Here is a 13,514-nt window from a genome sequence, read left to right on the forward strand (position 1 = left end):
CTGTTTTCTTTAGAAAACATACAAATTCGGACTTCGGATTTCGGACATCGGACTTCGATTCCGCATCTGGTGATCATGCCGGAGGGGTTCCACCCGTTCCCATATCGAACACGGAAGTTAAGACCTCCAGGGCCGATGATACTTGGGGCATAGCCCCTGGGAAAGTAGGTCATCGCCAGGTAAACAAGCAAGATGACTATCTCTGACGAGGTAGTCATCTTGCTGTTAGTTATTTTGTGAGAACGAGGCACCGGGGTTCCACCCGTTCGGGATCCACACTGCTGAAGAGTGCGTTATATGTCGCAGTGTGGCGATAAGCTCACCTTCGCCACGGAAGTGTTCATTTTGGGTGGGTGGCCCGGCGATACTCTCCACAGGAGACTATCGTGATTATCGACCCCCAGGGCCGAAATACTTGGGGCATAGCCCCTGGGAAAGTAGGTTACTGACGAGGTAGTCCTTTCAGTGTCAGTTACGAGCATATCATATGGAGGTAGCCCTTTCGAAGTATGATAATCTTTAGACATAACGCAAAACTGTCCCTGATTTGACTGAATTATTAAATATGGTCATGAGTAACTTCAATAGCACTATAGAAAATGTAAGTGTAGTATCTTCCCTAGAATTTGTGATAAACTATAAATTGTATGGAGGGATACTCTAGAATGGAAAGTATTAATCACGAAGCACTAGCGTTGGATGACCGTGAAAAGGACCTTATCAGAGAATATGGGACAGTAGTCCATTATCCTAAAGGGCAAATAATTTTTGCCGAAGGGGATACAGCTGACCGGATATACTTGATTGAGGAAGGTTTTGTAAAAATATATCGAATAACTCCGGATGGTCGAAGAGTCACAGTTGGCAGTATGAGAACTTCGGGGCAGCTAATGGGGCTGGCTGAAACTTTATACCACGGGGAGCGAACCTGTTTTGCTGGTGCTATCAACGATGCTACTTTGGTAGTTGTTCGTAGAGCGCGTTTCGAAGAATTACTTGTGAACCATCCGTCCATTGCTATTAAGGTTGCCACAACTCTGGGTGTTAGAATGCGAGAGGCTGAAGCAATCATTCAAGAAATGGTCTGTTTCCAAGTACCCGGCAGGCTGGCAATGTTACTTCTTAAAATATCTGAACGTGCTGGGGTGGAGACAGAATTTGGGACCAAAATTAATTTTCGTTTAACCCATGAGGAAATTGCTTGTATGATTGGCACATCTAGGCAAACTGTTACCTCGTTGCTTAACATATTTAAACAGGAAAATAGTATAGCCATTGAAGAGAAAGAAGTATATATAGTGGATACTGAAAAGCTAATTAAATGGATTGTTTAAGGGAGGCTGGCATTGGATGCTGGCCTCTTTTCATTTGTGATATAGCAAAAGGAAATAACGTTGAGTATAGCAGACTGGGAATAGACAAAACAAATATGAAATAAGCGACTATATTACTGTCTGTTGGAAGACATTAATCAAGTCTTAAAAAAGACATAAATAACGTCCGTAATTGGACAAAAAGATAGTCAGTAGGTAGACATTTATTAGGTCGTGGAGTAGACATTAATTCTCATGAGACTTTGGTATATTCTTCACAAGAGGGATATTATTTAAGGGAGGTGGAATTAAAACTGGGGGCAAGGTTGGAGTTAGAAAGTGAAGAAGTTTGAAAGAGAGGCGTTAGCAATGAAAAGGATTTCAGAACTAGTGAAATTCCTTAAAGACCCCCATGCCAAAAGAGTGCAGCAACATAAAGGGCGGTATCAGGAATTGGATGATCTTTCAAATATAGCGATCGAGATTGGTGATGAAATGGCCTATAAGTCCCTGCAGTCAGAATTAAGAGAAGTATTTTTTGATTATACAACAGCAATAGTGGTAGATTCGATTTACAAATTAGTCCCTCACGTACTTATAATTTGGTTAATCAGCTTAAAATGGCCGACTATCACCGTGCCATTCGTAGACTGGAAAGTAAACATTCTTGGATTCTATCTCCTTTCGTACATGATATTTCACCTGGGGAAATTATTAGCAAAACCAATTATGACCGCGCTGTCAAAACTTAGAATATTTGGCTTTGTTAGGGCAACTAATAAAATTTAATAAATTAGGAGGAAAATGTTATGCATTTCGCAATTGCAGGCGTAGACGCTAATCCCATTAGTCTACTTCTATGGGGTATTTTTGTAGGCTATGTTTTTACAACAGTAGGAGCCGCTGGTGGTATCCTAGCAGGTGTAGGTCATATGAGTATCTTTGGTCTTAAAAGTGCCAATACAATTAAGCCCATGAATCAGTTCTTGACTTTAGTGAGCCCTATTGTCGGCACACCACTTTATCTCCGTGAGAAACGTATTATCGTACCTGTTGCTATTGCTCTAGGCTTGGGTGGTATTACAGGTGCAATGATTGGTTCCACCTTCTCGTCTTCTTTACTAAAAGATATGAAAACCTTTCAGCCCTACTTTGGTTTCTTCACATTAGCGATTGCTTTGCGTCTCGGCTACGAGTGCACCAAAGGCTTCATTGATGGCCAAAAAAGTGTGAAAAAAGCGAACGATACTTTCGCCGCGAAAGTTAAAGAACTTAAGGCTGCTGGTAGAATGAGTGAACTTAAGGAAATTGGTGTGAACTTCCAGAAGATTGGTGTTCAAAGCACGTTCACTTTTGCTGGTCAAGAATTTAAGTATAATACGATCTTTGTGTTCTTTGCAGGACTCATTGTGGCTATTATTTCAGCTTCTCTTGGTGTTGGCGGTGGTTTCCTACTGGTTCCCTTTATGACCAGTATGCTGGGTTTCCCAATGTTCATTGTGGCTGGTACTTCCGTGCTTTCCATCTTGGTTACATCGGCGACCAGTATTACCAACTACATTTCCATGGGGAGTTCAGTAGACGTCACTTTCTTAGCCTTTGAATTGACGGGTGTTGCCATTGGTACTGTATTTGCAGCCAAAGTTTCTAAATATATCAATGCCCGTTATTTGAAAATCGGCCTTACTGTTATCTTGTTCTACATTGGCTTGAAATATATGCTTCCATTAGTCGGTATTAAAATCTAACTTAAGTTTTTAGTGAACTCGTTTAACTAAACACAAAATAAGGAGGATAGAGACATGAAATGTGCATCTTGCCCAATGAAGACCAAAAATATATGTGATAAGGAAGCCTTTGATTGTACTGGGGGAAAATATTCACTCGATGAATGTTTTGAAGAAGAAAACAAACCCTTTCATCGGCTCAGTGGTTATTTCCAATCAGTACACGGTAACAATCTTAGCCGCCTCGATGAATTAATTATGTTTTCTAAGAAAATGGGTTACAAGAAACTCGGAATGGCTTTTTGTGTAGGTTTAACTGAAGAAGCAGCAATCTTAGAAAAGATTTTATCCCAACATTTTGAGGTATATTCCGCTTGTTGTAAAATAGGTGGTCTTAAAAAAGAAGATCATGAAATACCTAAAGTGAAAGAGGATAAAATTGAGGTTATTTGTGACCCTATACTTCAAGCTAAAGTGCTGGCTAATGATGAAACTGAACTTAACATAGCAGTAGGCTTATGCGTTGGTCATGATATGTTATTCAATAAGTACTCGAAAGCACCAGTCACCACCTATGCAGTTAAGGACCGTATCCTAGGTCATAATCCCTTGGCCGTCTGCTATTCAAGTTATTTACGTAAAAAATACCTTAATAAAAAATACGAATAGACAACACACAAAAAAACGGGGGCGTAACGAACTTAATTCGGTACGCCCCCGTTTTTTGCAGTTTTCAAACCCCCCTCTGTTGTAAGTAGGGTAGGTCCTTCGTAAATTCAGGTGGGGTAGGGGCCTCCTTCGCTGCGAAGAATAGATTAGACGAGAAGATGGTCGAAAAGTAATGGAACTGACAAGGAAAATGTCGAAAATCAGACATTAAAATTGACCATAATTTGATATGTTAACTATAGTACAAACGATAAATTGAAAGGATAAAAAACACTAGGCGGTGAAGCAGTGCTAATTTAGTAAGGAAAATGTTTGCAAGAGAGGCGTTTTAACTATGAAGAAGGTTTCTGAACTAGTTGAAATTCCTTAAAGATCCACATTCTAAAAAAGTACAGGAACATAAAGATATAATGCATCGAATTTCCAGGAGGTTTTTTAGAGAGTGATGCAAATAATAGGCGGCCTTAATATAGAGGGTTTTGAAGACCTATTCGCTAAGATGCTTTGAGTTTTTCAAAATCTAATATTTAAGGCTGCCTACGTCTCTTTTATACCTTTTATCACAATGTATTCTAGTTTTTTACAGGAAGAAAGAATTGACGACGGTATTAAAATTATCATCCGGTTAGAGAGAGGGGTAGATGCGTGTGCAAAAACTGTTTTTTATATCAAAACATTGCGACGGGTGTCGGGCTTGTGAAGTAGCATGTCTTGAAAAACATTCTCAGTCTCAGAGCATATTTATGACGAAAATGGAACAACCATCTCCGAAACCGCGGATTAAAGTAAAAAGACCAGGAAATCAATACTGGGCTACCGTATGTCAACACTGCACGGATTCAATGTGCGTCAGGGCATGTATGACAGGAGCAATGCAGTACTCCTCAACAGGTGAAGTTCTTCACAATACTAATAAATGTGTTGGCTGTTGGATGTGTATAATGGTTTGTCCGTTCGGTGCCATCGCACCACTAAACGAAGCAAAAAAAGCCAGTAAATGTGATCTGTGCAAAGATGAAAAGATTCCTCCTTGTGTAGCATCATGTTCCCGGCAAGCCTTATTTTATGGTACTCCAGAGGAATATGAAATGAAAGTTGCGGGTGATTGATATGCGTTATCTCATTATCGGCAATAGTGCGGCAGGCGTTTTCGCAGCAGAAACAATTCGGGGTCTGGATCCAGACGGACAAATTACCATGATTTCAAATGAAGATTGTTTACCCTATTCGCGTTGCCTAACCTCCTATTATTTAGGAAATGAAATTTCTGAAGAAATGATGTACATTCGAGATAAAGCTTTTTACACTGAAACGGGGATTGACTTTCAAGTTGGATATGTTGTAAGGGTGGATGTTGATTCTAAAAGTGTCTTGTTAGACTCGGGTGAAAAAGTTACTTATGACAAGTTGCTAATTGCCACGGGTTCTTCTCCGTTTAACCCTCCTCTTGAGGGAAGTGACATAGAGGGAATCTTTGAACTGCGAACCTTAGATGATGCTAAAGCCGTGGCTGAGTTTGCTCCAAAAGTAAAATCTGCCGTTGTTATGGGTGCTGGTCTAGTAGGGCTTAAAGGAGCCCATGGACTTCATGAACTGGGGATCAATGTAACAATTGTTGGATCTGCCCCTCAAGTCCTGAGGCACTCCATTGATGTAGAATCTGCAGAGATTCTGACAAGGCGGTTAGAAGAAGACGGCTATCGTGTCCTCCTAAATACCAAAGTGACTAAAGTGCTAGGTGAAGAGGATGCAGATGGACGGATGTCAGTATCCGGAGTGCTTCTGAATACTGGTGAACAGATTCCTTGTCAGATGATTATAAGAGCAGTTGGAGTTCGCCCTAATGTAAAACTGGTCAGTGATAGCGGGGTGTCAGTGAATTACGGCATTATCGTTGATGATGAAATGCAAACGTCGGTAAAAGATATTTACGCTGCGGGTGATGTTGCAGAGGCATCCGATCTCTTAAGTGGCGAAAAGAGCGTGAATGCTATATGGCCTTCTGCAACAGAACAAGGAACGGTCGCTGGTTGCAACATGGCAGGTGTTAAGCGCAAATATCTTGGTTCACTGGCTGTAAACTCTGCTGTAATTTCCGGAGTAGGGATTATTTCTGCCGGACTCGTGAATTTGCCACCTGGAGAGGGTAGTGTGCTCAGGGCATATGAGCCCAATAAGAACTTCTATCGTAAGTTCATGATTAAAGATGGGCGTTTGGTAGGAATGATCATGGTGGGCGACATCGAAGGCGCAGGTATTCTGAGCGGCCTAATTCGGAAGAGGGCTAAAGTTGACCCTAATTATCTTAATAAAATGTTAGTAAATCCGATTGAATATCCTGGGTACTTGCCGGTAGAGAGAGGGGGTCAGTAAAATGGGTTCATACGTAAGAACAAGAGCTCTAACTTCAAGCAGTGAACCATTAGAACATGACGAGGAATTGCGTACGTCTGTTTGCTGTCTTTGTAACGGTGGGTGTGGGATAAAAATCAGCCTAGATCAAGATGGAAAAATCAAGGCGGTTTTTGGTGATCCTGAAAACCCTTATAATAAAGGAAAAATATGTTCTAAACCTATGGCAATTGCACAAACCCTTAATGGCCCCTATAGGGTTAGATATCCTATGAAAAAGGTCAATGGCTCGTTTGAAAGAATTAGTTGGGATGAGGCTTTAGATCTGATCGCGCAAAAATATAACCAGTATATCCAGGAGAATGGTACAGGATCGATTGTGGGCATTACATCCAAAATTGGTGGGTCTTACAGTAAGTTAGCACATGGCATATTTTCATCGTTAACCGGTCTCGTGAATTACGGAACTGGACCGATCTGTACCGATTCGGAAGCGAATGTGCGTAAGAAGCTCTTCGGAGACGGTTCGGGAACAAGTCCTCTCTCCGATGTAGTCAATTCTAAGATTCTATTAATAGTTGGTAACAATGCTGCCCAAACGAAGGCGGGACAATTCCATTGGATTACGGAAGCTAAGCGGACAGGGACGCGGATAGTGGTGATTGACACACGCTTTACAGAAACAGCTCAGGCGGCCGACCTATTTATCCAGATCAGACCGGGAACGGACACTGCTTTAGGTATGGCGTTACTGAATTATGTCATCAAGAATAACCTCTATGATCCAACGTTTGTGTCTGAACATACCAACGGCTTTGAAAAACTGGCACAGGATGTGAGTGCTTTTACAACGGAGCGCGCAGCTGAGATTACAGGAGTTCCCCAAAATGTTATTGAGAAATTAGCTCAAGATTTAGCTACATTAAAACCAGGCATGCTGTTTGAAGGTCGGGGTGTCGTTTGTGTTAATAATGCAGGAGCTTCAGTTTGGGCGTTTGAAGGCCTGATGGCTATACTGGGCAATATCGGCAAACCAGGGGCGGGTATTATTTCGCATATCAATAACACTGGTGGCATTATCAATTTGATTCAGGCTAATGATGTTATGAAGCCTGATCGTAAAAGATCATCAAGTGCCCTCTACAAAGACATGGAAGAGGGAGACGTTAAAATGCTCTTGATCTCAGGGAATCCCTGCGTAACTTGGCCCGATAGCGCACGGATGAGTAAGGCGATTGAAGGACTAGATTTTGTGGTTAGTCATACCTTGGTGATGGACGACTCCGCTGTACTAGCAGACATTGTCCTTCCTGCGACCCACTGGTTAGAAGAAGCCGGAATGCAGGCAAGTGTGCATAGAGTTTTGCAGTGGAAAAATAAAGTTGTTGAGATACGTGGTGAAGAAAAATCTGGTGGGGATTTCTACCGTCTATTAGCAGAGCGTATGGGTTTACCGTCATCCTATTTCCCGGATTCCCCTGAAGCAGCGTGGGAGTTGGAAAGAAAATATAATAAGAATGTTACAGGTATTAGTAGGGAACGAATGCTGGAAACACCTGGTGGAGTACATTTTCCGTGTGCGGAAATTGGTAAGGAGACCGTGCGCCTATTTGCCAATGGTGTGTTCAAAACATCCTCTGGTAAAGTGGAGCTGACAGAAGTTAGTGACGCGCCCCTTGAGTATGTGGATACCTTTGATGCCCCAGGTAATATTGGTTCCAGTCGTGAGGAATTCCCTTATCTCTTGAGCACAAATAAGGTGGCAAGCCACTACCATTCAGAATGCCAATATAGTGATTGGGCTAATGAAATGGAACAACCTTATGTTGAAATGCATCCTCTGACCGCATTAGAGATAGGAGTTGAGAAAGGAAACCAAGTTAGAGTGGAGACGGTTACAGGATCGATCGTTTTGGCGGCAAAGATTACTCAGTCAGTGCCGCGGGGTTTCCTCTCTACCCAACCCTATTTCGGATTTCAATCCCCTTATGGGCAAGCACCAGCCAATACTCTTTTTCCGGTAGCTGCTGATCCTGTTGGAGGTAACCTAGTTAGCAAAAACATCATGTGTAAGGCTAAAGCTGAAGGAGGTCAAGGATCATGAGTCAGCACTCTATGTTAGTCGATGAGTCGCGATGCATTGAATGTAAGAGTTGTATCGTTGCCTGTAAACAAGAAAACAACCTCCAAACGGGGGATTGGTGGTTAAGAGTATGGCGAAGGGAACAGCTAAAGGGGCATCTAGTTCGATATTATAATACTCAGTCATGTAGACATTGCGAAGACCCTGTATGCCAGGTTGTATGCCCAGTGGGGGCTATTCAACGTGGGAAAGACGGCCTTGTAACCCAAAACGACGCAAAATGTCTTGGGTGTCATGTTTGTGTAACCGCTTGTCCGCATAGTGGAATGAAGATCATGACAAACGGTAAAGTGGGGAAATGTACCCTTTGTAGGCATCGCTTAGAAAGAGGCAAAGATCCGGCGTGTGTATCTGTCTGTCCAGTAAATTCCCGAGTTTATGGTGAGCGCGAAGAACTTCTTCGTGAGGCAAGCGAACGTATGGAAGATTTGAGAGCCAAGGGAATGAGCGTCCATCTCGAAGGAGTGGATAAGGAGCAGAGTGTAGTAATGTATCTGACGGTTGACGCGGAAAACTAGGGAATAAACTTAAGGTCTAGGAGATTCTGCTCTATTTGCATAACCCTTTCAAATGCTGTATCTGAGGGGTTATGTTAGAATTACTCATGGATTATAAGTGTAATACGTGCCTATTAATAAAAAGTTAGTTTAACGTAAATTCATATGGCAGTTGGACTAAAACATGTATATACACATTTTGTCTAAAGTTTTTTCGAATAAACCGCTAAAAAGGTTGACATTTTAACAGCCTTCAGCTATACTAAAAAAGTTCTCAAAACGTGGCCCGTTGGTCAAGCGGTCTAAGACACCGCCCTTTCACGGCGGTTACACGGGTTCGAATCCCGTACGGGTCACCAATCAACTTACAAGGGTGATTAGCTCAGCTGGTAGAGCGCCTGCCTTACAAGCAGGATGTCGGCAGTTCGACCCTGTCATCGCCCACCATTATCTGGCCCCGTGGTGTAGTGGTTAACATGCCTGCCTGTCACGCAGGAGATCGTCGGTTCAAGTCCGATCGGGGTCGCCATATGAATTAAGGTAGTCAAGAAAATGGGTAGGTGGCCGAGTGGTTAAAGGCGACAGACTGTAAATCTGTTCCGCGAGGTACGATGGTTCGAATCCATCCCTGCCCACCAATTTCGAGATTCGAAGATTGAAGTTCGAAATACGATATAAAAATCGCATAAGAATGTAAATCTAGGATGAATATAAGCTAAGCATGTGAGGAATACGAAAGTTCAAATAGTGAATATCGTGCCTCAAATATCTCAGCTCGTCGCGGGGTGGAGCAGCGGTAGCTCGTCGGGCTCATAACCCGAAGGTCGTCGGTTCAAATCCGGCCCCCGCAACCAAGGTATTGGGCCCTAGAGCGAATGCTCAGGCTTAATATATATGATTGGGGTGTCGCCAAGCGGTAAGGCACCAGACTTTGACTCTGGCATTCGTAGGTTCGAATCCTCCCACCCCAGCCAAAACTATGGGTCATTAGCTCAGTCGGCTAGAGCACCTGACTTTTAATCAGGGTGTCCCGCGTTCGAGTCGCGGATGACCCACCAAACAATTTGCGGGTGTAACTCAGTGGTAGAGTGTCACCTTGCCAAGGTGAAAGTCGCGAGTCCGAATCTCGTCACCCGCTCCAAAACACGCGCTCGTAGCCCAGCTGGATAGAGCGTCTGACTACGAATCAGAAGGCCGGGAGTTCGAATCTCTCCGAGCGCACCAAAAAAAATAACGTGCCGTTGTAGCTCAGTTGGTAGAGCGTATCCTTGGTAAGGATAAGGTCACCGGTTCAATCCCGGTCAATGGCTCCATCCAGAAAATGCGGGAGTGGCGTAATTGGCAGACGCGCACGTTTGAGGGGCGTGTGGGTAACACCGTACGGGTTCAAGTCCCGTCTTCCGCACCAATTAAGACAGATTTGTGGAGAAGTACTCAAGTGGCTGAAGAGGACGGTTTGCTAAACCGTTAGGGTGGGTAACTGCCGCGAGGGTTCAAATCCCTCCTTCTCCGCCAAATATTATTCCTCGATAGCTCAATGGTGGAGCAACCGGCTGTTAACCGGTAGGTTGTAGGTTCGAGTCCTACTCGGGGAGCCATGGCAGGGTAGCCAAGTGGTCTAAGGCAAGTGGTTCATACCCGCTCATTCGAGGGTTCAAATCCCCCCCCTGCTACCAATATATGCGGGTGTAGCTCAATGGTAGAGCGCTAGCCTTCCAAGCTAGTTACGCGAGTCCGATTCTCGTCACCCGCTCCATTAAGTTAATAAACCGCGCCTTAGGCGCGGTTTTTGTATGTTCAAATAACCTGGAATTCATATTAATTTGTTGCGTGTTTGGATCAACACACACTGGTCGTGAATTACGGCTATCCCATGTTCTTCTCCGTTTTGGATAGCCTCTTGACTTTCACTACCGGGCTGCATCCATACTCGCTTGATTCCAAGGTCGATACAATCTTGGACGGCTTGTTGCGTAATTTTAGGTGGAACCACAAGACTGACAGCATCAGGCCGTTTCGGTAATGAAGCTAAAGAAGGATAACAAGGATCTCCATCGATATTATCAAGACCAGGATTGATTGCATAAACTGAGTAACCCGTTTTTTTAAGTTGGTTATAAACCTTGTAGCCATATTTAGCCTTGTTACTGGATACACCGATCACAGCCCAAGAATTCTGTTTTAAAAATTCGTTAATATCACCAAGCATATATAAATCCCCCTTCCTTAAATCCTTTAAAAATTTAAGTTCCATAAAAATGGGATATTTCTAGGCCGAAGAAGCATTAATGTCCTTTTAGTTTAGATTAATTTGTATAAAATTGCAAATCAAGAGTCTTGATAACCTATTTTTGGGTTATTACATATAATATTCTCCTAAGGAAATCTCATATATAGTCAATATAAAAGTTATTGTTGACATCAAACTCCAAAAATGCTATTATAACCGAGCGCCATTATGACGCATATTGATCGAAAAGTGCAAGAAGTTAAGACTTTGAGTTACTTGGTTAAAAATATTTTAGATTAGTTGTTGACAACGAGAGTTGAAAATGCTAATATGTAATTCCGGCCTAAACAGCCACAAACATGATCTTTGGTCTTTGAAAACTAAACAACAAGGACAGCCAATGAGAGAAACTCGCAAGAGTTTCAAAATAAATCATGAGCGAATCATCTTCTTCAAGTTAAGAAGTTTGAATAACTTTTTTTGGAGAGTTTGATCCTGGCTCAGGACGAACGCTGGCGGCGTGCCTAACACATGCAAGTCGAACGCCGGAAGTCAGATGACAGAGGCCAGAAGCCAGAAGGGAAAAACCCTAATCTGGCATCCGGTTTCTGACATCTGACAACCGGAGTGGCGGACGGGTGAGTAACGCGTGGGTAACCTACCCATAAAGCCGGGACAACCCTTGGAAACGAGGGCTAATACCGGATAATCTTAGATGCTGGCATCAGCGTTTAAGGAAAGGTGGCCTCTGAAAATGCTACCGATTATGGATGGACCCGCGTCTGATTAGCTAGTTGGTGGGGTAAAGGCCTACCAAGGCGACGATCAGTAGCCGGCCTGAGAGGGTGAACGGCCACACTGGGACTGAGACACGGCCCAGACTCCTACGGGAGGCAGCAGTGGGGAATCTTCCGCAATGGACGAAAGTCTGACGGAGCAACGCCGCGTGTATGATGAAGGTCTTCGGATTGTAAAGTACTGTCTTTGGGGAAGAATGACTGATTTGAAAATATTGAGTCAGTATGACGGTACCCAAGGAGGAAGCCCCGGCTAACTACGTGCCAGCAGCCGCGGTAATACGTAGGGGGCAAGCGTTGTCCGGAATTATTGGGCGTAAAGGGCGCGTAGGCGGATCGTTAAGTCTGGTGTGAAAGATCAGGGCTCAACCCTGAGAGTGCATCGGAAACTGGGGATCTTGAGGACAGGAGAGGAAAGTGGAATTCCACGTGTAGCGGTGAAATGCGTAGATATGTGGAGGAACACCAGTGGCGAAGGCGACTTTCTGGACTGTAACTGACGCTGAGGCGCGAAAGCGTGGGGAGCAAACAGGATTAGATACCCTGGTAGTCCACGCCGTAAACGATGAGTGCTAGGTGTAGAGGGTATCGACCCCTTCTGTGCCGCAGTTAACACAATAAGCACTCCGCCTGGGGAGTACGGCCGCAAGGTTGAAACTCAAAGGAATTGACGGGGGCCCGCACAAGCGGTGGAGCATGTGGTTTAATTCGACGCAACGCGAAGAACCTTACCAGGGCTTGACATCCTACGAATCTCTAGGAAACTAGGGAGTGCCCTTCGGGGAGCGTAGAGACAGGTGGTGCATGGTTGTCGTCAGCTCGTGTCGTGAGATGTTGGGTTAAGTCCCGCAACGAGCGCAACCCCTGTGTTTAGTTGCTAACGAGTAAGGTCGAGCACTCTAGACAGACTGCCGGTGATAAACCGGAGGAAGGTGGGGATGACGTCAAATCATCATGCCCCTTATGTCCTGGGCTACACACGTGCTACAATGGCCGGTACAGACGGAAGCAAAGCCGTGAGGTGGAGCAAATCCGAGAAAGCCGGTCTCAGTTCGGATTGCAGGCTGCAACTCGCCTGCATGAAGTCGGAATCGCTAGTAATCGCAGGTCAGCATACTGCGGTGAATACGTTCCCGGGCCTTGTACACACCGCCCGTCACACCACGAAAGTCTGCAACACCCGAAGCCGGTGAGGTAACCGGTCCAGAGGACAGAGGGCAGAAGCCAAGACGGAAGTCAGTGGTCAGAAGCCAGAGGTCAGAGTAGAGTTAGTCTAAATAGACTACATGCATCTGACATCTGGCCTCTGATAACCGATCTCTGAAAAGGCATCTGAGTTCTGACCTCTGGATTGGAGCTAGCCGTCGAAGGTGGGGCCGATAATTGGGGTGAAGTCGTAACAAGGTAGCCGTATCGGAAGGTGCGGCTGGATCACCTCCTTTCTAAGGAGAACTGTTTAGAGCTTCGGTTTTAAACGAACATCCTAAGGGTCGATTCTTTTAAAGGACTTAAAGTCTGGCGAGAGATCATTAGAGTCTTAAAGACTCAAGCCGAGGGATCGGCAACTCATTGGATAGAGCTGTTGTTTAGTTTTGAGAGACCAGGAACAATCGAAGCAATTTGATTAAGAATGGAACCTCACTCACAAAGGATTGAGGGAAGGCAGAAATGCTTGACTAGCAATCCTATATTTTTGATTGGTTAGACGTTCTTAGAACTAAGGCCAGACATGTTCTTTGAAAACTGCATAGAGAAATAATCTAGTAAAGTCGAAAGAATTCACTTT

General features: G+C 44.1%; 9 protein-coding genes, 15 tRNA genes and 2 rRNA genes. 25 read left to right on the forward strand and 1 reads right to left on the reverse strand.

From position 1 onward, the window contains the following. The first annotated feature begins 65 nt into the window (after positions 1-65). The 24 genes from rrf to ACYQ3Q_RS25210 all read left to right on the forward strand — a co-directional run bounded on the left by rrf (position 66) and on the right by ACYQ3Q_RS25210 (position 10,457). A 5S ribosomal RNA gene (gene rrf, locus ACYQ3Q_RS25095) occupies positions 66-181 on the forward strand. 484 nt (positions 182-665) lie between these two features. Beyond that, entirely contained in the window at positions 666-1,334 is a 669-nt protein-coding gene (locus tag ACYQ3Q_RS25100) for a Crp/Fnr family transcriptional regulator (protein ID WP_459931170.1), read from the forward strand. Positions 1,335-1,652: 318 nt separating this feature from the next. Next, positions 1,653-2,102, forward strand: a complete 450-nt coding sequence (locus ACYQ3Q_RS25105; protein WP_459931171.1) for a hypothetical protein — start codon at positions 1,653-1,655, stop codon at positions 2,100-2,102. Between the two features lie 20 nt (positions 2,103-2,122). Beyond that, entirely contained in the window at positions 2,123-3,061 is a 939-nt protein-coding gene (locus tag ACYQ3Q_RS25110) for a sulfite exporter TauE/SafE family protein (protein ID WP_034141657.1), read from the forward strand. A gap of 54 nt (positions 3,062-3,115) precedes the next feature. After that, the gene (locus ACYQ3Q_RS25115) at positions 3,116-3,709 is read left to right on the forward strand and encodes a DUF1847 domain-containing protein (RefSeq protein ID WP_459931172.1); all 594 of its coding nucleotides are present in this window, start codon (positions 3,116-3,118) and stop codon (positions 3,707-3,709) included. Between the two features lie 641 nt (positions 3,710-4,350). Beyond that, complete coding sequence (locus tag ACYQ3Q_RS25120; protein WP_459931173.1) at positions 4,351-4,818, forward strand: 4Fe-4S dicluster domain-containing protein; 468 nt, start codon at positions 4,351-4,353, stop codon at positions 4,816-4,818. Between the two features lies 1 nt (position 4,819). Beyond that, positions 4,820-6,082 carry an NAD(P)/FAD-dependent oxidoreductase gene (locus tag ACYQ3Q_RS25125; RefSeq protein ID WP_459931174.1) on the forward strand — a complete coding sequence of 421 codons (1,263 nt, stop codon included), beginning with the start codon at positions 4,820-4,822 and terminating at the stop codon, positions 6,080-6,082. A 1-nt stretch (position 6,083) separates the two neighbouring features. After that, the gene (locus ACYQ3Q_RS25130; RefSeq protein ID WP_459931175.1) at positions 6,084-8,165 is read left to right on the forward strand and encodes a molybdopterin-containing oxidoreductase family protein; all 2,082 of its coding nucleotides are present in this window, start codon (positions 6,084-6,086) and stop codon (positions 8,163-8,165) included. Beyond that, entirely contained in the window at positions 8,162-8,722 is a 561-nt protein-coding gene (locus tag ACYQ3Q_RS25135) for a 4Fe-4S dicluster domain-containing protein (RefSeq protein WP_459931176.1), read from the forward strand. The genes ACYQ3Q_RS25130 and ACYQ3Q_RS25135 overlap by 4 nt, the downstream gene beginning before the upstream one ends. A gap of 262 nt (positions 8,723-8,984) precedes the next feature. Continuing rightward, positions 8,985-9,060 (forward strand) — tRNA-Glu (locus tag ACYQ3Q_RS25140). Between the two features lie 12 nt (positions 9,061-9,072). Next, positions 9,073-9,148: transfer RNA gene (locus ACYQ3Q_RS25145), tRNA-Val, on the forward strand. A 6-nt stretch (positions 9,149-9,154) separates the two neighbouring features. Then, positions 9,155-9,230, forward strand: a tRNA-Asp gene (locus ACYQ3Q_RS25150). A gap of 25 nt (positions 9,231-9,255) precedes the next feature. Further along, positions 9,256-9,339, forward strand: a tRNA-Tyr gene (locus ACYQ3Q_RS25155). A gap of 141 nt (positions 9,340-9,480) precedes the next feature. Then, positions 9,481-9,555, forward strand: a tRNA-Met gene (locus ACYQ3Q_RS25160). A 45-nt stretch (positions 9,556-9,600) separates the two neighbouring features. Continuing rightward, positions 9,601-9,675, forward strand: a tRNA-Gln gene (locus tag ACYQ3Q_RS25165). Between the two features lie 7 nt (positions 9,676-9,682). After that, positions 9,683-9,759, forward strand: a tRNA-Lys gene (locus tag ACYQ3Q_RS25170). Positions 9,760-9,767: 8 nt separating this feature from the next. Next, positions 9,768-9,842 (forward strand) — tRNA-Gly (locus tag ACYQ3Q_RS25175). Between the two features lie 6 nt (positions 9,843-9,848). Next, positions 9,849-9,925, forward strand: a tRNA-Arg gene (locus ACYQ3Q_RS25180). Positions 9,926-9,938: 13 nt separating this feature from the next. Continuing rightward, positions 9,939-10,014, forward strand: a tRNA-Thr gene (locus ACYQ3Q_RS25185). A gap of 10 nt (positions 10,015-10,024) precedes the next feature. Further along, positions 10,025-10,109: transfer RNA gene (locus ACYQ3Q_RS25190), tRNA-Leu, on the forward strand. A 16-nt stretch (positions 10,110-10,125) separates the two neighbouring features. Next, a tRNA-Ser gene (locus ACYQ3Q_RS25195) sits at positions 10,126-10,216 on the forward strand. Positions 10,217-10,224: 8 nt separating this feature from the next. Further along, positions 10,225-10,299, forward strand: a tRNA-Asn gene (locus tag ACYQ3Q_RS25200). Between the two features lies 1 nt (position 10,300). Further along, positions 10,301-10,377: transfer RNA gene (locus ACYQ3Q_RS25205), tRNA-Met, on the forward strand. A gap of 6 nt (positions 10,378-10,383) precedes the next feature. Next, positions 10,384-10,457, forward strand: a tRNA-Gly gene (locus tag ACYQ3Q_RS25210). Between the two features lie 57 nt (positions 10,458-10,514). On the opposite strand, the gene ACYQ3Q_RS25215 is transcribed toward ACYQ3Q_RS25210, so the two are convergent. Further along, a complete protein-coding gene (locus tag ACYQ3Q_RS25215) occupies positions 10,515-10,910 on the reverse strand; it encodes a CoA-binding protein (protein WP_459931177.1) in 396 nt (131 codons plus the stop codon). Positions 10,911-11,408: 498 nt separating this feature from the next. On the opposite strand from ACYQ3Q_RS25215, the gene ACYQ3Q_RS25220 reads away from it, so the two are divergent. Next, positions 11,409-13,170: ribosomal RNA gene (locus tag ACYQ3Q_RS25220) — 16S ribosomal RNA — on the forward strand. Positions 13,171-13,514 lie beyond the last annotated feature (344 nt).

The sequence above is a fragment of the Desulfosporosinus burensis genome, assembly GCF_054657535.1.